This window comes from Acidocella aquatica (assembly GCF_030160635.1).
In the GTDB taxonomy this organism is placed as follows: Bacteria; Pseudomonadota; Alphaproteobacteria; order Acetobacterales; family Acetobacteraceae; genus Acidocella; species Acidocella aquatica.
Window position 1 is genome coordinate 120,855 of the sequence record NZ_BSOS01000090.1, and the last position, 21,311, is coordinate 142,165.

Consider the following 21,311-nt stretch of genomic DNA (forward strand, 5'->3'; position numbering starts at 1 on the left):
AAGTTTTTGTCTGCCCACCGGCCAAAAGAAGAATATGCTTATTTTTCTTGTGTCATTGATCTTGGAGAAAAAATCATTTTCTAAGAGTTCATGATTCCCTTGGCACTCGACCCGAAACACCTCCAGCTGGCCATCGCCGGCAACGGCGCGCTTGCTCTGCGCCGGCTGCTGGCGTTGCGCCGCGCGGGGGCCGAGGCCGTCCTGGTCTTCGCCGATGCGCCCGAACCGGAGCTGGCGGCGCAGGCCGGTGAATTTCTTCGCCCCTTCCTGCCCGATGCAGCCGCCCTGGCCGAATTGCACCTGCTCTGGATCACCGATCTGCCCGAACACATCGCCGCCGGGCTGGCGCAGGCCACCCGGCAGGCGCGCGTGCTGGTGAATGTGGAAGATGTCCCCTCCGGCTGTGACTTCCATTCTGTCGCCGAGGTCCGGCGCGGCGACCTGCTCATCACCGTTTCCACCAACGGCGCCGCCCCCGGCCTCGCGCGGGGCGTCCGGCGCGGACTGGAAGCCTGTTTCGGCCCGGAATGGGACGCGCGGGTGGAGGAAATCGCGGCCCTGCGCCACGGCTGGCGCGCCGAGGGTTTGAGCATGCCCGAGATCAGCCGCCGCATTGAAGCCCTGATGGCGGAACGCTGTTGGCTCTCCTGCCCCAAACCCCAGTAAGCCCTTCTTTTTTGCTTTTAGGTATTCGCCATGACCAACCCTCCCCTCCCGCCCCTGACCCGGCAAAACCATAAGGACGCCGCGTGATGCTCGATACGGTAGACCCCGCCGCCGGGCAGGCTGTGCTGGCTGATGCCATCACCTCCCGCTTCGCCGGCAAAATCGCCCTGGTGTCATCCTTCGGCACCGAATCGGCGATCCTGCTGCACATGGTCGCGCAGATCGACAAGGCAACGCCGGTCATCTTCCTCGAAACCGGCAAGCTCTTCCCCGAAACCCTGGCCTACCGCGACGCGCTGATCGCGCGCCTCGGCCTCACCGGCGTGCGCAACATCCGCCCCAGCCCGGCGCAGCTCACCACCTGGGACCCTGAAGGCACACTCTGGGAGCGCGACACCGAACTCTGCTGCGCCATCCGCAAAACCAACCCGCTGGACGAAGCCCTGGAAGGCTTCACCGCCTGGATCACCGGGCGCAAGCGTGTGCAGGGCGGCGGGCGGGCCAACCTGCAACTGGTGGAGCCGGGCGCCGACGGCCGCATCACGGTCAACCCGCTGGCCTTCTGGAACGATGACGAGCTGGACGCCTATTTCGTGACCCACAACCTGCCGCGCCACCCGCTGCAGGCCCAGGGCTACACCTCCATCGGCTGCGCCACCTGCACCCTGCGCCCGCTACCCGGCCAGGACAAACGCTCCGGCCGCTGGGCCGGGCAGAAAAAGACCGAGTGCGGCATCCACACCGCCCGCCTGGCCGCCACCGCCTGGGAAATCTGAACTACCCGTGATGCCCGCTCAGCGCCTCTCCGGCACTAGGGTGCAGCCGCGCGCAAAACGGTACCGCCATCAGTGAGAACAGCCCGACCACGATGAACCCCATCGCATAATCCGACTGCATCGCCACCGCGTGGTGATGCCACTGAGCCGATAGCTCCAGCGTGGTGGCTCCCACCACAATCCCCAAAGTCAGCGTGAGCTGCTGAATTGTGGAATACAGCGAGGTGGCGGCTGACATCTGCGCGCGCGGAATATCGCCATAGGCAATGGTGTTGAAGGCGGTGAACTGCAGCGAGCGGAAAAACCCGCCCAGCAGCAAAATTCCATCCAACACCAGCGGCGGCCAGCCTGGCTGAAAACTCGCGCAGACCATGATGAACAACGCCGCGATAAAGCCGTTGAGCATCAGCACGGTGCGAAATCCAAACCGCCGCAACAGCGGCTGCGCGGCGGGCTTCATCGCCAGCGCGCCGGCGGCCGAGGCAAAGGTGATCAACCCGCTCTGCATCGGCGACTTGCCGAACCCCAGTTGCAGCATCAGCGGCAGCAGAAACGGCAACGCGCCCACGGCAATGCGGAACAGGCTGCCCGCCACCACCGAACTGGCAAAGGTGGGGATTCGCAGCAGCGCAAAATCCAGCACCGGCTGCGGGTGGCGGCGCATATGCAGCAGATAAACCCCAACCGCGCCCGCACCGGCCGCCAGCGCGCCCAGTGTCCAGGAGAGCGGCACAAGGCCGCGCCCCGCGGTCTCAAAGCCGGCCATCATCGCCGCCATGGCAAAGCCGGTCAGGATCAGCCCCCAGACATCCAGCCTGCCGCCACGCCCGGCCTCGCGGCTGTCGGGGATGAACAAGCTCACCGCGATCACCCCGATGATGCCGATCGGCACATTGATATCGAACACCCAGCGCCAGGAAAAATACGTCACGATGAACCCGCCCAGCGGTGGCCCCAGAATCGGGCCGACGAGGGCCGGCATGGTCAGCCACGACATCGCCGCCACCATCTGCGCCCGGCTGACCGAGCGCAGCAGCACCAGCCGCCCAACGGGCAGCATCATCGCCCCGCCCAGCCCCTGCACCACGCGCGCGGCAACCAGAAACCCCAGGCCCGGCGCCATCCCGCAGGCCACCGAGGCGAGGGTGAAAATCACAATCGCGATGCGGAACACCTGCCGCGCGCCAAAATGGTCCGCCACCCAGCCGCTGGCCGGGATGAACACCGAAAGGCTGATCAGATAGGAGGTCAGCGCCACGCTCATATGCAGCGGCGGCGCATGAAAACTCCGCGCCATCGCGGGCAGCGCCGTGGCGATGACGGTGGAGTCAAGATTTTGCATGAACAAAGCGGTCGCGATGATCACCGCCATCAGCCGCATCCGGCCCACGGAAATAACCGGTTCGGTTTCGCTCTCCGCCATCACGCGCGGCTGGCGCCAGCACTCTCCAGCCGGTGCAGGTAGCGCTGCCAGCGGGTGGCGTGTTCCCGCCCCAGTTCCTCAAGATAGTCCCAGGTGAATATCCCGGTATCATGCCCGTCGGAAAAACTCAGCCGCAGCGCGTAATTGCCGGTGGGCTCAACGCCGGTGATCCCCACATGCTGCTTGCCCGTCACCAGAGCCGCCTGCCCCGGCCCGTGGCCCTGCACCTCGGCGCTGGGGCTTTCCACGCGCAGATACTCCGCCGGCAGGCGCAGCATGCTGCCATCCTCATAGCTGAGTTCGAGCAGGTTCTCCGCGCGCCTCAATTTAATCTGTACTGGCACACTCACGGCGTGAGAACGCGCGCTTCTTCCGCCAGCATGATCGGTATGCCGTTGCGGATCGGATATGCCAGCCCGGCCTTAACGCTGATCAATTCGCCGTGCTCCCGATCATAGGTCAACGGTCCGCGGGTCAGCGGGCAGACCAGTATCTCCAGCAGCCTCGGGTCGATCGGCGGTTCGTTATCCATGCTCAACTCGCTTTCGGTTCATCATCATCGTCATCATGCCCACCCTCGAAGGCATTTATCTCCAGCAGCGCCAGCAGCGCGCGGGCGCGTTCGGCCTCGTCGCGCGCCTCCAGCAAAGCCTGTTTCTCCTCAACGTCAAACGGGCAGGCCATGGCCAGCGAGACAACCAGCGCCGCATCGGGCATATCGGCGATGGTGTCCCAGTTCGCCTCCACCCCGGCCCGGGCAAAATAACGGCGCAGCGCCGCCACCAATATCCCACGCTCAAAGGGCAAGCAGGCCTGCGGCTCCTGCAAATCCGCGGCAAAGCCGCTGAACGCCCCACGCACCCGCCGATAACCCCGCCGCGCCTCCACTTCTTCGACAATGGTGAACCGCGCGACTCCGCTCAGTGTGATGAGATAGCGTCCGTCGCCGCTCTCCTCGAAAGCCGAAATCCGCCCCAGGCAGCCAATGCGATACAGACCAGGCCCATTATTCCCCCGCGCCAGCCGTTTATCGGGCTGCACCATGCCCAACATCCGCCCTGCCGCCAACGCATCCTCCACCAAAGCGAGATAGCGCGGCTCGAAGATATTGAGCGGCAGCTTGCCGCCAGGCAGGAGCAGCGCCCCCGCGAGCGGAAACACCGGAAACTCCTCTGGTAGATCTTCCAACGCGGGGGGCAAGGCCGCCATGCGCTAGCGAAATAACAGCGCTGAAAGCTTGCGCCGCGCCGCCATGGTGGCCTCATCGTCAAACCCCCAGGCCTCGAAAAACTTCAGCAGTTGCAGCCGCGCGGCATCCTCGTTCCAGGCCCGGTTGCGGCGCACGATCTCCAGCAACGCATCCGCCGCCGCATCACGCTCGCCAGAGGCGTTCAGCGCCGTTGCCAGCTCATAACGCGCCTCGAAATCATCAGGATTGGCGGCCAGCCGCGCCTCCAGCCCGGCCCGCGCGCCCTGCGCCTTGCGCCCCTCGGCAGCCAGCGCCAGCGCTGAGCGCGCGCCCGCGATCTCGCCATGCTCCGCCAGCTTCTCAGGCACCCCGGCCAGCACCTCGGCGGCCTGCTCCTCATCGCCCAGCGCGATCAGCGCCCGCGCCAGGCCGGACCACGCCTCCGGCTTCTCACGGTCAGCCTGCACCGCGGCGGCAAAATGCTGCGCCGCCGATTCGGCATCGCCCTGTTCCAAATATTCCTTGCCCTGCGCGATCAGCTCCGCCCCTGGCGCCGCCGAACCCGCCATTTTCAGCAAGCCCTCGACGAATCGCCTCACCTCGCTCTCCGGCAGCGCGCCGGAGAACGTATCGGCCACCTGCCCCTGCCAGAACGCCACAACGGTCGGCACTGATTGCAACGGCAACCCCATGCGGGTGAGCTGCGCCACCAGGGCCTGGTTCTTGTCGATATCGATCTTCACCAGCCGCACCCGCCCGCCCTGCGCGCGCACCACTTTCTCCAGCGCCGGTGTCAGGGTTTTGCACGGGCCGCACCATGTCGCCCAAAAATCCACCAGCACGGGGATTTCACGCGAGGCATCGACCACATCGGCCATAAAACTGGTCTGGTCGCTGTCGATAATCATGTTGGCCGGCGGGGGCGCCGGAGTCGCATCGGTCTCGGTACTGAATAGGCTGCTCATCACTCTTAATCCGTATGGGTTTCCTTGAGGCAGTATATAGTATCAATCCGCGCGCTCACACCCCACGCAAAGTAACTCACGGTTGGAGGCTTGCAATCCTCTCCGAGGGGCCTTAAAGAGCCGCTCACGCCATGAGCGGGCGTAGCTCAGGGGTAGAGCACAACCTTGCCAAGGTTGGGGTCGTGGGTTCGAATCCCATCGCCCGCTCCAAATTTCTTCAAGGAAGTGAGAGCGTTACGAAAAGGCCGCCGCAGGGTGGCCTTTCGCTTTTTCGGCGTGCGCCCGCATGGCGCCCACGCCATGTAGCCACATTCTTTTGCCCGATTAGCCGGCCAGAGTGATCGCACTTAGTGCGATAGATTCGAAAGGCTGATTCACGTTTGAGGCTGACGCGCCAGCGCGTCAGCCTCAAACGATCCGATTCTAAAGCAATCATGCTTCAGTCTGCCATGCGGCTGTTCGCCCGTGCCGCGGTGATTCCAGCCGCGCTCAGCGCCCCACCGTGGCCATGAGATGTGCGGGGTAGCGCTCACCCTCGATCTGGATTTTGGCCGACGCGGTTTCGATCTCTGCCAGGTCGGCGGGTGTAAGAAGCAGATTTGCCGCGCCGAGATTTTCCTCCAGCCGGTGCAGCTTGGTGGTGCCGGGAATGGGCGCGATCCACGGTTTTTGCGCCAGCAGCCAAGCCAGCGCCACCTGGGCCGGCGTGGCATTGTGCCGTGCGGCGATGGATTTGAGCAATTCCACCAGCGCCATGTTGGCCGCCATGGCTTCAGGGGTGAAGCGCGGCAGGGTGCGGCGGAAATCATTCTCGTTCAGCGCCGTGTCCTTGTTCATGGCCCCGGTGAGAAAACCTTTTCCCAGCGGGCTGTAGGGCACCAGCCCAATGCCCAGCTCGGCGCAGGCCGCCAGAATGCCATTGGTCTCCGGCCCGCGTGTCCAGAGCGAATATTCGTTTTGCAAGGCGCTCACTTTCTGCACGGCATGAGCGCGGCGCACCGTGGCGGCGCCCGGCTCCGAGAGGCCGAAATGCTTCACCTTGCCTTCGGCGATGAGTTCTTTCACCGCCCCGGCGACCTCCTCGATGGGCACATCCGGGTCAACGCGGTGCTGATAGAACAGATCGATGCGGTCGGTGCGCAGGCGCTTGAGCGAGGCTTCGCACACGGCGCGGATTTGCGCGGGGCGGGAGTTCAGCCCGGTCATTTTGCCATCCACGATGTTGAAGCCGAATTTGGTGGCGATCACGGCCTCGTCGCGCACGGCTTGCAGCGCCTCGCCCACCAGCTCCTCATTGGTGTAGGGGCCGTAAACCTCGGCCGTGTCGAAAAAGGTGACGCCGCGCTCATGCGCCGCGCGGATCAGCGCCACGGCGTCTTCGCGCGGCAGTGCCGTGCCGTAGCCAAAGTTCAGCCCCATGCAACCATAGCCAATGGCCGAGACGGTCAGGCCGCTTTCGCCCAATTCACGTTTGTTCATGATAATTCCTTATTATGTCTGTATTATCGATATGAAAGCGCCAGCACCGCTTCCGGTAGGCGCGCGCCCGTTACCGTGATGGCGTTGATCGCGGTCTCGATCTCGGTCATGTCAGCTTGGCTGAGCGTAATCGCCGCGCCGCCGAGATTTTCCTCTACCCGGTCCAGCCGGCGGGTGCCGAAAATGGGGACGATGAACGGCTTGCGCGCGAGCAGCCATGCCAGGGCGATCTGCGCCGGGGTGGCATTTTTTGCCGCCGCGATCCGGCGCAGCAGATCCACCACGGCCTGGTTCGCGTCGCGCGCCGTCTCAGTAAAGCGTGGAGAAATGGCGCGGAAATCGGTGGGCGCGAAATCGGTGCGGGCATCGATGGCGCCGGTGAGAAACCCCGCTCCCAGAGGCGCCCAGGGAACGAAGCCGATGCCTAGTTCTTCGCATAACGGTAGCACCTCGGGCTCGGGCTCGCGGGTCCAGAGCGAATATTCGCTCTGCACGGCGGTGACGGGTTGCACCGCATGGGCGCGGGCAATGGTGCTGGCGGCGGCCTCCGACAGGCCGAAATGCTTCACCTTGCCAGCCTGGATCAGCTCTTTCACCGTTCCGGCCACGTCCTCGATGGGTACGTTTGGGTCCACGCGGTGCTGGTAGAGCAGGTCGATCGTCTCGAAATTCAGCCGGGCCAGGCTGGCATCAACCACTTGGCGGATATGCTCCGGCCGGCTGTTGACCCCCGCCCCGCGGACGCCGGTTTTGGGGTCGACATTGAAGCCGAATTTGGTGGCGACCACCACCCGATCACGCACCGGCGCCAGCGCCTCGCCCACCAGCACCTCATTGGTCCAGGGGCCGTAAACTTCGGCGGTGTCGAAAAGGGTCACGCCGCGCTCATAGGCGCCGCGGATGACGCGGATGGCCTCGGCTTTTTCGGGCGATGGACCATAGGCGGAGGCGAAGCTCATCGTGCCGAAGCCGATTTCCGAGACGGCGAGAGAGCCAAGATGGCGGGTTTTCATGAATATAGCCTCATGGGTTGGGGATGGTTATGTCACTGAACGCAAGCGGGAGCGGTGAAGCCACCGATGATACGGAGGGTATATAGCCTCTGCCCATTACGACGATTAGATGCTAAAATAAGCATAAAGTGATATCTGGAGCTTATAAATGAGGCGCGACACTTTGGCTGATCTGGCCGTGTTCCTCAGCGTGGCAGAGGAACGCAGCTTCACCCGGGCGGCGGCGGCACTCGGCACCTCGCAATCTGCCATCAGCCAGATCGTGCGCAGGCTGGAGGCAGCGATGGGGGTGAAGCTGCTGACCCGCACCACCCGGGCCGTTGCTCTCACGGTGGCGGGGGAGCAACTGGCCTCAACCTTGCGCCCGGCTTTCGATGATATCGACGCGCGGCTGAGCGCACTCACCGCCCTGGCGGAAAAACCTTCGGGCGAGTTGCGCATCACCACCCACAAACATGCCGCGCAGACGGTGCTGTGGCCGGTGCTCAAGCGGATGATGCAGGATTATCCCGATATCAGCGTGGAATTATCGCTGGATGGGCGTCTGATCGACATCGTCGCCGAACGGTTCGACGCTGGCGTGCGTTTGGGCGAGCAGGTGGCGAAGGATATGATCGCGGTGCGGATCGGGCCGGATCTGCGCATGGCGGTGGTCGCGGCACCTGCCTATCTGGAGCGTTTTGGCAGCCCCGCCACGCCGCATGAGCTGACCCGCCACCGCTGCATCAATCTCCGCCTGCCGACGGCGGGCGGGCTCTATGCCTGGGAGTTTGAGAAGAATGGGCGGGCGGTCAACGTCAGGGTCGATGGGCCACTGATTGTTAACGATGTGGAGATGATGCTGCAGGCCGCGCAAGACGGGCTGGCGCTGGCCTATGTTCTTGAGGATCAGGCGATGCCCCATCTGGTGAGCGGGCGGCTTGTACGGGTTTTGGAGGATTGGTGCCCGTATTTCCCCGGCTATCATCTCTACTACCCCGACCGCCGGCAGTTACCGGCCGCGTTCACGCTGCTGGTTAACGCGCTGCGCTACAAGCCGTGATGGATGCGGCGGAAAAGAAGCGGGCAAAGCCAGCGTTGTTCCGGGGTACTTGCGGCCCTGGAGGTACACTGAGCCGATCGCATGCGCGTCATGCGATCGGCTTTCGCGTCAGAACTGGACGCGCTTGGTATAACCACCATCGATGATGAGGTTGGTGCCCGTGATGTAATTCGCCGCGGGACTGGCGAGAAACACCACCGCGCGCGCGACCTCTTCAGGTTTACCCATGCGGCCGAGCGGGATCGCTTTTTCCGTTGCCTCGTAAACTTCCGGCATCACGCCCTTCAGCGCCTGCCAGTTGCCGGTGGGAAAAGAGACCGGCCCGGGCGATACCGCGTTCACGCGAATTCCCTTGCCCGCCCAATGCTGCGAGAGCTGCTTGGAATAGGTGAGCAGAGCGGCTTTCATCGCATTAAACGCCTGCGGCATGAAAAATGTCTCAACCGCGGCGGTGCTCGAAAGCAGGATCACCGAACCGGCGCCGGAGGCCTCAAGGTAGGGCTCCAGCGTCTCGCATCCCGCGACCCCGCCGAGAATGTCCACATCCAGGCATTTCTGCCAGTCGGTGGCGGCCTGCGAACCGGAGGCGCTGGCGTTGTGGATGAAGATGTCGCAGCCGCCCATGGCCTGCGCGGCCTTCACCAGCCACGCCTTGTAGGCGTCCATATCCTGCATATCCAGCACATCGCCCACCACTTTATGGCCGTACGCGGCCAGGGCGGTGCGGGTGTCCTCAACCTGCGCGGCGTTGCGGGAGAAAAAGGCGACATCGGCCCCCTCCGCCGCGAAAAGTTCGGCGATGGCGCGGCCAATGCCGCGGCTGCCGCCCGAAATAATGACTTTTTTGCCCGCTAATCCTAGATCCATGGCGTTTCTCCCGGTTGTTGTGCGCGCCGCGGCGCGCGTTGGCTGAGGGGTGGTTTTATTTGGGGCCCATGCGAATGGCGCCGTCCAGCCGGATCGTTTCGCCATTGAGCATCGGGTTGGTGATGATGCTTTCCACCAGCATCGCGTATTCTTCGGGCTTGCCGAGGCGGCTGGGGAAAGGCACCTGCCGGCCGAGTGAGTCCCGCACATCCTGCGGGAGGCCGAGCAGCATGGGGGTGAGAAACAATCCTGGGGCGATGGTCATCACCCGGATACCATGGGGGGCGAGATCGCGGGAGATCGGCAGGGTCATGGCCGCGACACCCCCTTTGGAGGCGGCGTACGAAGCCTGCCCCACCTGCCCCTCAAAGGCGGCGACGGAGGCGGTATTGATGATCACGCCGCGTTCATCGCCGTGCGGGTCCGCAGCCGCCAGCCGCGCCGCGAATTTGGAGATGACGTTGAAGGTGCCGACGAGATTGATCTCGATAAGCTGGCGGAACCCGGCCAGCGGCGCGGGCGCGAATTCACGGCCCACGGTTTTGGCGGGGCGGCTGATGCCGGCGCAATTGACCAGAATGCGCGCCGTGCCGTGCCGGGCGGCCGCCTCGTCCAGCGCGGCGGCGACACCCTCGTCGCTGGTGATGTCCACGGCGCAGAACATGCCGCCGATCTCGCCTGCGAGCGCAGTGCCCAGGGCTTCGTTCATATCAAACAATGCAACCTTACAGCCGCGCGCCGCCAGCCGCCTGGCCGTGGCCGCACCAAGCCCGGAGGCGCCGCCCGTTACGACTGCCGCTACATTCTGGAATTCCATCCTGATTCCCCCGTGCGTCCGGTGCATCCCGGATTTCTACATATATACAATTTGACCATAAATAATATAGTAGTCAATGCGACGGGCGCAAAGTATCTTGCCCGGTTTTATGAATTATGATTATACAAAATTACAACAAAAGTATAAAAGGAATCGGACGGATGCCCAGGAATCTGATTGCCGGTATTGGCAATGTCATGCAGCTCGCCTTTGTTCCCGCGGATGTGGATGCGGCGCTGAAATACTGGACGCAGACCATGGGTGCTGGCCCCTTCGTGGCGCTGGACCATGTGCAAATGGACGCCGCTACCTATAAAGGCGCGCCGGTGGCGATCGATTTCAGTGTCTACATCGGGTATTGGGGCGATTTGCAGATCGAGATCATCGCGCAGCACGACGATACGCCCTCGATCTATAAATCCTGGCGCGATGAGGGGTGCGAAGGGCTGCACCATGTCTGCCTGATCACCAGCGACATGGCCAAGGCGCGGCGCATCATTCAGGATGCCGGCGGCACCGTGGTGCAGGAGGCGTTTCTCCCCGGCGGCGTGGAGGCATTTTATGCTGAGACCGGCGGCGGACCGGGGACCATGGTTGAGGTATTGCAGCCAAACCAGGCGATACTGGATGCGTTTGCCCACATCAAAAGCCTCTCGGTGGGCTGGGACGGAGCTGACCCCGTGCGGAGGCTTGGCTGATGCGCGCGATCGCGCCTGATTTGTTCATCGAAACGCCCGAGGGCCCGCGTCTGCTGGGTGGGCGGCGGCGTGAGGGCGGAGATGTTGTGTTTCCGTTGCCGCAAGGCGGCGAGCGGGCTTTTTATGAGCCCGTGGAACTCTCGCCGCACGGCCTGCTGTGGAGCTGGACGGTGCAGCGCTTCCGTCCGAAATCGCCGCCTTATGCTGGTGATGAGGATGAACGCGGCTTTCAGCCTTATGCGGTCGGCTATGTCGAGTTGCCGGGTGAGGTGATTGTGGAATCCCGCCTGGAGTTCGGCGAGGTTGAGCCGCGCCTGGGGCTTTCGATGCGGTTGGAGATTGTGCCCTTTAACCATGGGGCCGATGGCGATTTACAAAGTTGTTACATCTTCCGGGCGGAGGGGGCATGAGCGAGGTTTTTATTGTCGGGGCGGGGATTCATCCCTTCGGGCGGCATGAGCTTTCCGGGCTTGACCAGGGCGTGTTCGCGGCACGGGCGGCGCTGGCCGATGCAGGTGTGGAGTGGCGCGATGTGCAATGCGCCTTTGGCGGCTCCTTCGCGGCCGGCGATGCCGATGCGGCGCTGCCGCGGCTGGGGCTCACGGGCGTGCAGTTTATCAACGTCGCCAATGGCTGCGCCACGGGCGGCTCGGCGCTGCTTTCAGCCTATTGGGCAATCAAGTCCGGCGAGTTCGATCTGGCGCTCGTGCTGGGGTTTGATAAGCATCCGCGCGGCTCCTTCAACCCAGCGCCGGCCGATATGGGGCTGCCTGATTGGTACGGCGAGCTGGGCATGATGCTCACCACGCAGTTTTTCGCCAACAAGATCCAACGTTACATGGCACTCTACGGCATCAGCCGGCGCACGCTGGGGCTGGTCGCGGAAAAGGCGTTCGCCAATGCGGTGCATGCGCCGCATGCCTGGCGGCGTGCCCCGGTGGCGCTGGATGACATTCTTAACGCGCAGATGGTGAATGATCCGCTAACCAAATTCATGTTCTGCTCACCCTCCGAGGGTGGGGCGGCGTTGATCCTGGCCAGCCCGGCGCGCGCGCGCCAGCTGGGGCGCGACCAGATAAGGCTGCGCGGCGCCGCCATGCGGACCAGGGTAAAAGGTTCGTTCGAGGTGTTCTCGCCAAGCCTGGACATTGAGCGCGGCCCCTCGCCAGCGGAGATGGCCGCCAAAGCTGCCTTCCAGATGGCCGGGCTTGGGCCCAAGGATATGAATGTGTTGCAGCTTCAGGATACAGAATCGGGCGCTGAAATCATGCATATGGCGGAGAACGGATTCTGTGAGCATGGCGCGCAGGAGAAGTTGATCCAATCGGGCGCCACACGTATCGGAGGACCGATGCCGGTGAACACGGATGGCGGTTGCCTGGCCTGCGGCGAGCCGATTGGCGCCTCGGGGCTGCGCCAGGTCTACGAGAACGTCATCCAGCTGCGCGGCCAGGGCGGCGGGCGCCAGGTGCCGGGCAACCCGGGGATAGGCTACAGCCAGGTTTATGGCGCGCCAGGGTTGGCAGCGGTCACCATCATCGGGAAATAGGCGCGCCGGAGATTCTGATGCTCTGCCAGGCGGGCGTTCGTTCAGGGCACCAAAGTATTCCGGGACCAAATTTGGCCCCGGTTTTCATGACCCGTTGCAGACAAGCCTGTCTAAACCTTGATATTTTCCATTGGCGATGAGCGGCATGCCGATATGTATCAACATCGCCTTCTGCTTAAAATCATGACTTTTAGATATATTAATACCGTTATTTCATAGAGTTACAGCACGCCGCATAATGAAAGGAAACACCATGAAACAGCTCGACGGCAAAACCGCGATCATCCTAGGGGCAAGCGCCAAAGGTAATCTTGGCCAGACACTGGCAAAACGCTTTCTCTCCGAGGGGGCGAATGTTATCGTCTCAGGCCGGCGCGAGGAAGAACTTGCCGAATTTTCGAAAGAAAACAACTGCGCCTATAAACCATGCGACATCACCAAGAAGTCTGACTGCGAGGCGCTGGCCTCCTTCGCCCAGGACAAATATGGCCGCATCGATATTGCCATCAACTCCACCGGCTGGGGATTGCTGGTGCCATTCCTCGAAACATCCGAGGATGACCTCGCCAAAATGACCGCGCTTCAATTCGTCGGCCCCTATTATTTCTACCAGGCGGTGATTCCGCACATGACCAAGGGCGGCTCGATCATTCAAATTTCATCGGCCACCGCTACGATCATGCTCGACAATCACGCTGCCTATATGGGAACGAAAGCAGGCACCGACCATGTCATAAGATGCATCGCGAATGAGTTCGGCGAAAAGGGCATTCGCGCCAATTCCATCTCCCCGGGGTTGACCGATACACCCATGACGGAAGGCGCATTTGCAAAACCTGAAGTCGTTGCCTGCTTCGCCCGGGAATACCCGCTGGGCCGCGTCGGCACGAAGGAAGATATCGCGAACGCCGCTATCTGGCTCTCCCAGGACGGCTGCTTTATGACCGGACAAAATTTGCAGGTGAATGGCGGGCTGACACTTCGGCGCAATCCGCGGGCCTATGAAATTTCCGAGGCTTTCATGGCCTCTGGTTCGTAAAATAAAATCGGCGCCGGGTTCCGGCGCCGATCCACCTCAGCCTTTCTTTTGTCCCCGTTCATAAAGAGCCCGCATGGCGTGCGTGTCCCAGTAATGGGGCCAAACCTCGATCACCTTTCCATCCTTCATCCGCCAATGCTCCAGGATACGGGTCTGGAAACCCTCCTGACCGTCAGGGGATTTTCCCGAGAAGGCCATCAGAACGGCAAAATCCTCAGCATCGTCAGCGCCAATATACATCTCGGTCTTGATGGCGACATCTCTCCATATGCCGATGACAGTTGAGAAGAGTTTCTGCCACCCCGCCAGGCCGTGATACTCACCCGCATAGGGCAACCCCGCGGCCTCATGAACGACAAACGCGGGATGCATCAGGGCGCCTACAGTTTCATCATCCAGTCTCTGTGCGGCTTCGATGAATTTTTGTAGGATTTGCTTATTGCTTTCCATAATCAATTCTCCATTCCAGAAACGCGCCGCAGTAAATGCGTATCCCAGTAATAAGGCCGCACAAGGCTGATCAGGCCATCGCGCAGCTCCCACAACTCCAACAAGCTTGTCTCGAAGCGCTCGCCTGTTTTAATCGAACGGCCGGTCAAATCGACCATGACAATCACGCGTGTCCCGGTATCATCGGTGAGGGCATATTTGACGGTGGGTACGAATTCAGTAAAGACCGAACCGACGCTGGCAAGCAGGCGGTGCCACCCCTCCAGGCCTTTATAGGTGCCGCCATAGGGAAGGCTGACCGCCTCCTCACCGGCGAACTCAGGGTGAATCATCGCTTCCGCCCCGGCCATATCACCTTGGCCGACGAGTTCATAAAAACGAAAAATGATTTCTTGTGGGGACATCAGTTTTACTGGCTCATCAATACGGGGTTGGAGGGCGTTGGATCAGATGCGGCATGTTGATTTTTCTTGTCACCCCGGGCGGCGAAAAGCCTTGGCGGCAAAAGGAAATAGGCGAGCGCGGGTAGAAGGATCATCGCCCCCAGCATGTTCCAGAGGAACATGAAGGCCAGCAGAAGCCCCATGTCAGCCTGAAATTTGATCGGCGCGAAAACCCAGGTGACAACGCCCGCGGCCAGTGTGAAGCCTGTCAGCAGCACGACTTTACCGGTGAAAAGCAGGGTCTGATGATAGGCATCCGACAAAGTCGCGCCATCACGCAATTGTTTAAGGACAATGGAGAGAACATAGAGCGCATAATCAACGCCGATGCCGACACCCAATGCAATAACCGGCAGCGTTGCAACCTTGATGCCAATATGCAGCGTCACCATCAGCGCCTGCGCCAGCGTGGACGTGAGCATCAAGGGCAGCACCGCGCAGAGCACAGCACGCCAGGAGCGGAAAGCAATGAAGCAGAACAAAATCACCGTTGCGTAGACCAGATAGAGCATCTGGCTATTTGCTTCTTCGATAACAATGTTCGTGGCAGCTGCAATGCCGGCATTTCCGCCGGCGAGCAAAATCTTGAAATTGGGGCTCTGGTTCTCCGGATTTTTAACAAACGTCTGCACCGCATCGATCACGTTCGTAAGCGTCGCCGCCTTGTGATCGTTCAGATTCACATACAAGGGCAGGAACGAGCAGCCGAAATTTTCCAGCGAACGCGGGACGAATTGAGCGAAATCATCAATCGACGCTTGGTTGCGAACCACGGCGTACCATTTTGGTGAGTTCTCGGTCATCAGCATCGTCGCCATCTGCGCGAACGAGCCGATTGAACTGGTTGACTGCACCTGCGGCAGCTGATCCAGACGCCATTCGAGTGCATTGACTGTGTTCACAGTCTTGAAGTTGCCGCACTGATAGGGCTGGGTATCAACCATCACGACAAGCGTGTCCGAGCCCGTCGAGTAATGCGAAAGTATGTACGCGTTATCCAAATTATATTGTGAATTCGCGCGAAGCTCCGGCGCGCCCTGATCAAGATCGCCAACCTGCACATGGCGGCCGATTGTCCAGCCAAGGCCACCCAATACGATACCACAAAGCAGGGCAGCCGTGGCATAACGGCGACGCGTGAAATGATCGAGGAAATTCCAGAGCGGATGTTTAACGCCGCCTTGGGCCGTCTCGCTGCGCAGGCTGCGAAGTGCGGCGGCCTTGCTGACACCTGTATAACTCAACAGCATGGGCAGCATGATAAGATTGGTAAAAATCAGGATTGCGACACCAACCGAGGCGATCAACGCCAGCTCCCGGATAGCTTCAATACGGATGGTCATCAGAACCGCAAAGCTTGCCGCGTCGCAGACAAGTGCGGCGAGACCCGCAAGAAAGAGCCGCCTGAAGGTATAGCGTGCCGCGATAAGCGGATGCGTGCCCCGCCCGATATCCTGCATCACACCATTCATTTTCTGCGCGCCATGACTCATGCCGATGGCGAAAATCAAAAACGGCACAAGGACGGAATATGGATTGAGATCGAAGCCCATCAACGGCACAAGCCCCATCTGCCAGGTTACCGCGACCAGAGAAGCGGTGACAACCAGCGCAGTCGAACGCACACAGCGCGTATACCAAAAGAGAACGACCGTCGCGATGAAGATTGAGATCAAAAAGAAGACCAGCACTTTGTTGATCGCATTGATCATGTCGCCCATGACCATGGCAAAACCAACAATGTGCAAGCTCACGCCCTGCGCGTCATATTTCGCGCGAATGGCATTCAAATTCCGGGCAAGTTGACCATAGTCAAGCGGCTTTCCGGTGAGGTTGTTGGTTTCCATCAACGGCACGTAGACCATGCTCGATGTGAAATCGTTCGAGACTAATTCGCCAATTTTTCCAGTCTTTTGTATGTTCTGACGGACCGTGTCGAGCGCTTGCGGCGATCCGTCGTATGTCTCGTCAATGACTGGCCCGCCCTCCAACCCATCCGGCGTGACCGCCAGCCAGCGGGTCGATGGTGTCCAGAGCGAGGTCATGAAGGGCCTGTCGACTCCAGGAAGAAGATATACTTCGTCGCTTATGTGCTCCAGCGTCGCGAGATAATTCTTGGATATGATCGTGCCGTGATCCGCCGTTACCGCAATTTCGATGGCATCGCCCTGGGATTGCAGTTCGTTATAATGCTTCAAAAAATTAACGATGAAAGGCTGATGCGTCGGAATCATGTTCTCGAAACTGGCATTCAGCTTTAGCTTATGAATTTGAAACCCCAGGACCAATGTGGTCATAAGGCACAAGAGCAGCACCACGGGCCGATTATTAAATAACAGACGCTCGAGTATTGAGCCGGAATGACGATCAAAATCGGCGATATCGGCGATAATTGGCGCTGGACTGGAAGAGTGAGAAGCCAAAACCAAGTTTCCTTAATTCGATTTATTTAGATTTTTAGATGGAACAACGAAAACACCACCGCTCCCCACAGCGACGAGATCATCGTCTTGGGCCTGTGTGAAATCATACACCGACATTGGCGGGACATCCGATAACACCGTAAAGCTGCGGCCATGATCGCGGCTGACGAAGATCCGCCCTGATTCAGCCGCCACCACCAGAATACCGGAGGGCAGCAAATGCGCGCTTGTCAGATTGCTGCTTGACCCCACGAAAACAGATGTCCAACTCTGCCCGCCATCCTCGCTGAGCGCGGCTCTGCCGGCGACGCCGCAAACGAATATTCCTCCATCGCCTGTTGGTGATACGGCGAACAGGCTGGCGTCCGTGGGCTGGGTCGTTTCCGGGAAACTTTGCCCACCATCGGTTGACACAAATGTTAATCCCGTCTCAGCGGCAATGAAGATCGAATTTCCATCGGTCGCGACATCGTAGAGATTATGACTAAGCCGATCGCCGATATGCAAAGACCAGTCCTGCCAGGTCTTACCGCCATCCTGGGTGCGCATAACCATCCTGTACGCGCCGAAGACCATCGCATCCTGCGGACTTGTCGCCAAAATGCTGAAAAATGGTTTATCCGGCCCACCCTCTAAAAAAAATTGCGCGCGGCGCACGGCAAGCGGCGCGCCAAGGCTTTGGTCGCCATCCTTCACCGCCTGCTGCGCGGCGTCCATGGTTAATTGATTCGCCTGCAGGCCGTTAAGCTGCTCCTGCCAGGTCAACCCTCCGTCATTCGTGTGCAAGATAACGCCGTAATGCCCAGCCGCCCACCCGTGTTGCGCATCAACAAAGGCGACACTGGTCAGGGTCACATCAACCGGCACCGCAGCTTGAGTCCAGCCTATTCCATTATCATCGGAATAAGCGATTCCTCCATGTTCCCCTACCGCGACCAGCCGGTTACCCGCCCTGGTAATGGCGATTAAAACAATCTTATCGGGGGCCTTAAGCTTGATCGCCGGACTATCAAGATTGCGGATTCCCGTCGCCGCCAAGCCGATGCCGGGCGGTGCCGCCAACAGCAGGCTAAATAACACACGCAGGAAAATCTTGAGAACCAACGCCAGGCTTCCTTTTGCAATCTTCAGAAAATCGAACCCGCGGCAACCAAGTTCCAACTGGCCGCCGCGGGGAGATAAGAACGCCTCAGAAAGAGTCCTGAGCGCCCAGTGTCTGCGGATTGAACGTGTTGGGCGTCAGCGGCGCGAAGCTCACAGGCTCGTTGTAGGGTGCCGGCATATCCCAGGCACCGCCGCCCGACACGTACTCATCGGCCTGCAGGTTATAGACCAGGGAGTTGCCGTAGGCTGTCGAGGGCACATCAGGCCGTGTCTCCATGAACATGATCTGATGATGATACAGATTGCCCTGGGCGTCGTAAGCATCGCCAAGCACCGCATGCCAGGTATCTTCGTCAACATAGAACACACGCCGCGGCAGCACGTTGCGCGCGCCCTGGTGCAGGGTGGCTTCAACAACCCAGACACGATGCAACTCCCAGCGCACCAGATCGGGATTCATGAAATGCGGCTGATGAGCATTTTCCGGCGTGGCCAGGAACAGAGCGTTATTGTTGTAGGGAATATACACCTCACGCTTGCCAAGCAGCTTCCAGTCATAGCGATCAAGCGCACCGTAGAACACATAATATTCGTCGTAACCGCCGATGCCATCAAGCGTGGAGGCTGGTGTGTCATAGGTCAGTTCGGGCGCCTTGCGCACGCGCCCTTGCCCGGCCAGATACTGCCAAACCTGCATCGGTTGATTGGTGGTGTTTGTCGGCTGCCACTCAATCAGTTCCTGCCCATTGAAATTCGCCGGGGAGTAGAAATGCTCGTGATACTGGCGAATGTAACCGTTATAGGTCTCGAGCGTTCCGTCGGGCTGATAATAAGGGCTGGTTTCAGTGTTGCGGTAGCCCAAGGCAAGCGTCAACTGCCCCTGGCTGACCACCCACGCTGAGATCATCCGGTTATAATTGCAGGACTCCCAACGGGTATTGTGGTTCCACATAATCTGAGCCCCCGCTTCCAAGGGGTCATTCGGGTCGGGGATGGGGAATGGAATTCCGCCATATGCGTTGGCGAACCCTAGGCGGGAGCCACCGGCAACCGGCGTGGTGCGCAGCGCATTCTGATAGGTGTTATCGTAAACCCATTGTGGCGCGGCAGCCGTACGATGTGTGGGATACACATCGATGCGGAAGTCGGGCCACTTCTTCATCATGAACTTCACGCTCTCGCACAGCTTGTCCTCATACTGGGCCATGTTGCTGGCGTTGATCGAGACGACCTTGGCATCGGACTTGAACATGTCCGGCATCGGCTGGGCCGGAGTCCAGCCGTCGGGCGTGGTGGTCAGTCCGCCCGTCCAGGCGGGGATCGAGCCATCGGCATTGCCGGCACGCTCCGCGCCAAAGGGCGTGAGCGTTGTTTTGAGTTGCGCCGCCAGATCCGGCGTCACTACCGCGCGGGCTGCCTTCGGCGCCGCCATACCAGCGGCAAGCGCGCCGGCACTGCTGGTCATCAGGGTGTTAAAGGTTCTTCTCTTCATACGTCGTTCCTCGCCATTTATATTTTGGTTAGAATGTGCGCTGGATATTGAATGCCACATAGCCGCGATCCGCCAGCGGGTTGAGGCTGGGATCAGGCCGGCCCAGATAATCCTGATAGGTTATGCCCGCAATCCAAACAGAACGGTAAGTGCCCGTTACGCCAAAGTTGATTGTCCCTGTTCCGTGATTCATGGTTGCGTCGATCTGTGAGCGGCCAAGGAAATTATACTTGAAGCCGATCGGGAAGGAAACCGTGAGGTTGGGCAGAACCTCGTAATAGGTCGGGGAGAACACAACGTCGAAAGCACCACCGGTCGCATCGCGATGCGGTGTCAGCTCGGCGGCGCCGGAGTCAACCGAAAGCACATGGTTCATGGCAACTTCCCCATCAATCGTCATGCCGCCCGGGTCGAGCGGAAGGCCCGGCGAGACATAAATAAACGAAGCCTGGGCCGCCATTGTGCTACCCTTGGCATAGAGAGCACCAGAGTTGGCCGGACCAACGGGAGTTGAGGTAAAGGCCGCACCGCTGACCAGCGGCATGTTGCGGCGGCCTGAAACTTCGCCGGCGACATTCACCGCCCCAACCGTCGTGGACAACGCCGCGCCGAAGAGCTGAATATCACGCGGATAAACCAGATAATAACTGCCAACGGAGTTGCTGGGCTGGCCAGCTTGCGCGGCGGTCAGATAAAGCGAAGGCGCCTTGGCATCGAACCGTTCGGCATAGAGACCAACGTCGTAATTGCCGTAGGTGGCCTGGACCGAGAGACCGAATTCGCCGTTATTGATCGGCGGACGAATATCCTTCGTGCGATACAGATAGGCATTGCTGCCCGCGATCAGGCGTTGCCCGCCTTTGTCGAGAACGTCTGCACTGGAGAAATAGGCGCCGACGCCCTGGAACGTGTCAGGCTGCCACTCGAACTGATAGAAGCCCTGGATCGTATAGGTCATGTTCGGCTGATAGGTGACCACCGCCTGGCCAACGGGCAGAAAAATCTGCTGGGCCTGGGCGTTGGGCAGGCTCTCAGCCTTGATGACGTCAATCGGCGCCTGACCGGCGGAGATACCGTTTGTCGCGAAGAACAGACTCTGGCCCCAAAGCAGCGTCTGGCGGCCAATTTTCACCGTTACGGTCTGCCCGTTGTTCTGGCCAAACGAGGTCGAGCCATAGACGAAGGCGTCAAGCAGAACGGCATTCTGGCCGTTGATGTTGCGCGTGGCTCTGGTGAAATCCTTGTTGCTCGGCGTCGAGTATGGGTTATAGGTCGACGGCGAGTTGTTCTGCGTCGTACCAAGATAAGGCGTGTCTAGATAAAACTCACCGCTGACATGCGCGCCGTAATTGCCATCTTTGATGTCAAGCACGGGCAGTAAGTCAAATGTGTTGTCAACGATGCCATGGCGGAAATTGAGATCGCCATCATTGCCGTTCACGTTGTTGGTGAGAATTGCCGACGGACTATTAACACGATAGATGGCCGACCATTCGGCCGTCGTGTCGAGGCTTATTTCCGTTCCGCTGCCGTTACTATAGACGCTGAACGCGCGAGCCGGCGCGCCCGGCATCAACAAGCCGCCCAGCAAAGCCGTGCCGCCCAACAGCAACGGCCGTAGATTTTTCCCGGGATATAATTTGGTCTTCATCCTTGAACTCCTCGCTTCCCTTGAGTTTTTGTTTTATCTTACGTTCGCACTCCACCGCCCCCAAAAGAGGCGGAAGCCAAATGAAACCGGGACCACCGCTACAGCCTCCCGCTCCCTCGATGCTGAACCGCCCGAAGGCAAATTCGCCTCATTCGTTTTATATAAATAATGCTACACTAAAAATAATATTGCAATGGATTTATATAATATTCGGCGTTTTTTCTG

At 60.2% G+C, this 21,311-nt stretch carries 22 protein-coding genes and 1 tRNA gene; 8 read left to right on the forward strand and 15 right to left on the reverse strand.

Annotated elements, in window-relative coordinates; translation table 11 throughout:
* The first annotated feature begins 90 nt into the window (after positions 1–90).
* Both QQJ84_RS16410 and QQJ84_RS16415 read left to right on the forward strand, forming a co-directional pair.
* On the forward strand, positions 91–666 hold the full coding sequence (locus tag QQJ84_RS16410) for a precorrin-2 dehydrogenase/sirohydrochlorin ferrochelatase family protein (RefSeq protein WP_284259388.1): 576 nt from the start codon (positions 91–93) through the stop codon (positions 664–666).
* A gap of 86 nt (positions 667–752) precedes the next feature.
* The gene (locus QQJ84_RS16415) at positions 753–1,442 is read left to right on the forward strand and encodes a phosphoadenylyl-sulfate reductase (protein WP_284259389.1); all 690 of its coding nucleotides are present in this window, start codon (positions 753–755) and stop codon (positions 1,440–1,442) included.
* A 1-nt stretch (position 1,443) separates the two neighbouring features.
* Here QQJ84_RS16415 and QQJ84_RS16420 read toward each other — a convergent pair whose 3' ends face one another.
* From QQJ84_RS16420 to QQJ84_RS16440, 5 genes are read right to left on the reverse strand one after another with little or no spacing between them, the layout of a single operon-like run.
* Positions 1,444–2,865, reverse strand: coding sequence for an MFS transporter (locus QQJ84_RS16420; RefSeq protein ID WP_284259390.1), 1,422 nt, complete (start codon positions 2,863–2,865; stop codon positions 1,444–1,446).
* Positions 2,865–3,191, reverse strand: coding sequence for a DUF971 domain-containing protein (locus QQJ84_RS16425; protein ID WP_348522688.1), 327 nt, complete (start codon positions 3,189–3,191; stop codon positions 2,865–2,867). The genes QQJ84_RS16420 and QQJ84_RS16425 overlap by 1 nt, the downstream gene beginning before the upstream one ends.
* Before the next feature lie 20 nt (positions 3,192–3,211).
* Positions 3,212–3,397, reverse strand: coding sequence for a Trm112 family protein (locus tag QQJ84_RS16430; protein ID WP_284259392.1), 186 nt, complete (start codon positions 3,395–3,397; stop codon positions 3,212–3,214).
* Between the two features lie 2 nt (positions 3,398–3,399).
* A complete protein-coding gene (locus QQJ84_RS16435) occupies positions 3,400–4,026 on the reverse strand; it encodes an LON peptidase substrate-binding domain-containing protein (protein ID WP_348522689.1) in 627 nt (208 codons plus the stop codon).
* 51 nt (positions 4,027–4,077) lie between these two features.
* Entirely contained in the window at positions 4,078–5,019 is a 942-nt protein-coding gene (locus tag QQJ84_RS16440; protein WP_284259394.1) for a thioredoxin family protein, read from the reverse strand.
* Between the two features lie 135 nt (positions 5,020–5,154).
* On the opposite strand from QQJ84_RS16440, the gene QQJ84_RS16445 reads away from it, so the two are divergent.
* Positions 5,155–5,229: transfer RNA gene (locus tag QQJ84_RS16445), tRNA-Gly, on the forward strand.
* A gap of 279 nt (positions 5,230–5,508) precedes the next feature.
* Here QQJ84_RS16445 and QQJ84_RS16450 read toward each other — a convergent pair.
* On the reverse strand, positions 5,509–6,498 hold the full coding sequence (locus QQJ84_RS16450; protein WP_284259395.1) for an aldo/keto reductase: 990 nt from the start codon (positions 6,496–6,498) through the stop codon (positions 5,509–5,511).
* 23 nt (positions 6,499–6,521) lie between these two features.
* Positions 6,522–7,511 carry an aldo/keto reductase gene (locus QQJ84_RS16455; protein ID WP_284259396.1) on the reverse strand — a complete coding sequence of 330 codons (990 nt, stop codon included), beginning with the start codon at positions 7,509–7,511 and terminating at the stop codon, positions 6,522–6,524.
* Positions 7,512–7,659: 148 nt separating this feature from the next.
* On the opposite strand from QQJ84_RS16455, the gene QQJ84_RS16460 reads away from it, so the two are divergent.
* A complete protein-coding gene (locus QQJ84_RS16460; RefSeq protein ID WP_284259397.1) occupies positions 7,660–8,553 on the forward strand; it encodes a LysR family transcriptional regulator in 894 nt (297 codons plus the stop codon).
* 108 nt (positions 8,554–8,661) lie between these two features.
* Here QQJ84_RS16460 and QQJ84_RS16465 read toward each other — a convergent pair whose 3' ends face one another.
* Both QQJ84_RS16465 and QQJ84_RS16470 read right to left on the reverse strand, forming a co-directional pair.
* A complete protein-coding gene (locus QQJ84_RS16465) occupies positions 8,662–9,420 on the reverse strand; it encodes an SDR family NAD(P)-dependent oxidoreductase (RefSeq protein ID WP_284259398.1) in 759 nt (252 codons plus the stop codon).
* Positions 9,421–9,475: 55 nt separating this feature from the next.
* Entirely contained in the window at positions 9,476–10,237 is a 762-nt protein-coding gene (locus QQJ84_RS16470) for an SDR family NAD(P)-dependent oxidoreductase (RefSeq protein ID WP_284259399.1), read from the reverse strand.
* Between the two features lie 161 nt (positions 10,238–10,398).
* Between QQJ84_RS16470 and QQJ84_RS16475 the strand changes: the two genes are divergently transcribed.
* The 4 genes from QQJ84_RS16475 (at position 10,399) to QQJ84_RS16490 (ending at position 13,523) form a co-directional block, all read left to right on the forward strand.
* Complete coding sequence (locus QQJ84_RS16475; protein WP_284259400.1) at positions 10,399–10,935, forward strand: VOC family protein; 537 nt, start codon at positions 10,399–10,401, stop codon at positions 10,933–10,935.
* Positions 10,935–11,345 carry a Zn-ribbon domain-containing OB-fold protein gene (locus tag QQJ84_RS16480; protein WP_284259401.1) on the forward strand — a complete coding sequence of 137 codons (411 nt, stop codon included), beginning with the start codon at positions 10,935–10,937 and terminating at the stop codon, positions 11,343–11,345. The genes QQJ84_RS16475 and QQJ84_RS16480 overlap by 1 nt, the downstream gene beginning before the upstream one ends.
* On the forward strand, positions 11,342–12,484 hold the full coding sequence (locus QQJ84_RS16485) for a thiolase family protein (protein WP_284259402.1): 1,143 nt from the start codon (positions 11,342–11,344) through the stop codon (positions 12,482–12,484). The genes QQJ84_RS16480 and QQJ84_RS16485 overlap by 4 nt, the downstream gene beginning before the upstream one ends.
* A gap of 253 nt (positions 12,485–12,737) precedes the next feature.
* On the forward strand, positions 12,738–13,523 hold the full coding sequence (locus QQJ84_RS16490) for an SDR family NAD(P)-dependent oxidoreductase (protein WP_284259403.1): 786 nt from the start codon (positions 12,738–12,740) through the stop codon (positions 13,521–13,523).
* A 36-nt stretch (positions 13,524–13,559) separates the two neighbouring features.
* On the opposite strand, the gene QQJ84_RS16495 is transcribed toward QQJ84_RS16490, so the two are convergent.
* The 6 genes from QQJ84_RS16495 to QQJ84_RS16520 are packed head-to-tail and all read right to left on the reverse strand — an operon-like array spanning position 13,560 to position 21,086.
* Positions 13,560–13,973, reverse strand: a complete 414-nt coding sequence (locus QQJ84_RS16495) for a nuclear transport factor 2 family protein (RefSeq protein ID WP_284259404.1) — start codon at positions 13,971–13,973, stop codon at positions 13,560–13,562.
* A 2-nt stretch (positions 13,974–13,975) separates the two neighbouring features.
* Positions 13,976–14,377, reverse strand: a complete 402-nt coding sequence (locus tag QQJ84_RS16500; protein WP_284259405.1) for a nuclear transport factor 2 family protein — start codon at positions 14,375–14,377, stop codon at positions 13,976–13,978.
* A gap of 5 nt (positions 14,378–14,382) precedes the next feature.
* Complete coding sequence (locus QQJ84_RS16505; protein ID WP_284259406.1) at positions 14,383–16,839, reverse strand: efflux RND transporter permease subunit; 2,457 nt, start codon at positions 16,837–16,839, stop codon at positions 14,383–14,385.
* A 12-nt stretch (positions 16,840–16,851) separates the two neighbouring features.
* Positions 16,852–18,000 (reverse strand): WD40/YVTN/BNR-like repeat-containing protein, encoded by a 1,149-nt coding sequence (locus QQJ84_RS16510; RefSeq protein WP_284259407.1) that lies wholly within the window; start codon positions 17,998–18,000, stop codon positions 16,852–16,854.
* A 28-nt stretch (positions 18,001–18,028) separates the two neighbouring features.
* Positions 18,029–19,435, reverse strand: coding sequence for a DUF1329 domain-containing protein (locus QQJ84_RS16515; RefSeq protein WP_284259408.1), 1,407 nt, complete (start codon positions 19,433–19,435; stop codon positions 18,029–18,031).
* A 28-nt stretch (positions 19,436–19,463) separates the two neighbouring features.
* The gene (locus QQJ84_RS16520) at positions 19,464–21,086 is read right to left on the reverse strand and encodes a DUF1302 domain-containing protein (protein ID WP_284259409.1); all 1,623 of its coding nucleotides are present in this window, start codon (positions 21,084–21,086) and stop codon (positions 19,464–19,466) included.
* Positions 21,087–21,311: the final 225 nt, after the last annotated feature.

Excerpts from the sequence above, each read along its gene's own strand:
- QQJ84_RS16415 (WP_284259389.1), top strand. The coding sequence starts at position 753 with ATGCTCGATACGGTAGACCCCGCCGCCGGGCAGGCTGTGCTGGCTGAT.
- QQJ84_RS16475 (WP_284259400.1), top strand. The coding sequence starts at position 10,399 with ATGCCCAGGAATCTGATTGCCGGTATTGGCAATGTCATGCAGCTCGCC.
- QQJ84_RS16455 (WP_284259396.1), bottom strand. The coding sequence starts at position 7,511 with ATGAAAACCCGCCATCTTGGCTCTCTCGCCGTCTCGGAAATCGGCTTC.
- QQJ84_RS16420 (WP_284259390.1), bottom strand. The coding sequence starts at position 2,865 with ATGGCGGAGAGCGAAACCGAACCGGTTATTTCCGTGGGCCGGATGCGG.
- QQJ84_RS16490 (WP_284259403.1), top strand. The coding sequence starts at position 12,738 with ATGAAACAGCTCGACGGCAAAACCGCGATCATCCTAGGGGCAAGCGCC.
- QQJ84_RS16485 (WP_284259402.1), top strand. The coding sequence starts at position 11,342 with ATGAGCGAGGTTTTTATTGTCGGGGCGGGGATTCATCCCTTCGGGCGG.
- QQJ84_RS16430 (WP_284259392.1), bottom strand. The coding sequence starts at position 3,397 with ATGGATAACGAACCGCCGATCGACCCGAGGCTGCTGGAGATACTGGTC.
- QQJ84_RS16515 (WP_284259408.1), bottom strand. The coding sequence starts at position 19,435 with ATGAAGAGAAGAACCTTTAACACCCTGATGACCAGCAGTGCCGGCGCG.
- QQJ84_RS16465 (WP_284259398.1), bottom strand. The coding sequence starts at position 9,420 with ATGGATCTAGGATTAGCGGGCAAAAAAGTCATTATTTCGGGCGGCAGC.
- QQJ84_RS16495 (WP_284259404.1), bottom strand. The coding sequence starts at position 13,973 with ATGGAAAGCAATAAGCAAATCCTACAAAAATTCATCGAAGCCGCACAG.
- QQJ84_RS16480 (WP_284259401.1), top strand. The coding sequence starts at position 10,935 with ATGCGCGCGATCGCGCCTGATTTGTTCATCGAAACGCCCGAGGGCCCG.
- QQJ84_RS16460 (WP_284259397.1), top strand. The coding sequence starts at position 7,660 with ATGAGGCGCGACACTTTGGCTGATCTGGCCGTGTTCCTCAGCGTGGCA.
- QQJ84_RS16410 (WP_284259388.1), top strand. The coding sequence starts at position 91 with ATGATTCCCTTGGCACTCGACCCGAAACACCTCCAGCTGGCCATCGCC.
- QQJ84_RS16450 (WP_284259395.1), bottom strand. The coding sequence starts at position 6,498 with ATGAACAAACGTGAATTGGGCGAAAGCGGCCTGACCGTCTCGGCCATT.
- QQJ84_RS16470 (WP_284259399.1), bottom strand. The coding sequence starts at position 10,237 with ATGGAATTCCAGAATGTAGCGGCAGTCGTAACGGGCGGCGCCTCCGGG.
- QQJ84_RS16500 (WP_284259405.1), bottom strand. The coding sequence starts at position 14,377 with ATGTCCCCACAAGAAATCATTTTTCGTTTTTATGAACTCGTCGGCCAA.
- QQJ84_RS16520 (WP_284259409.1), bottom strand. The coding sequence starts at position 21,086 with ATGAAGACCAAATTATATCCCGGGAAAAATCTACGGCCGTTGCTGTTG.
- QQJ84_RS16440 (WP_284259394.1), bottom strand. The coding sequence starts at position 5,019 with ATGAGCAGCCTATTCAGTACCGAGACCGATGCGACTCCGGCGCCCCCG.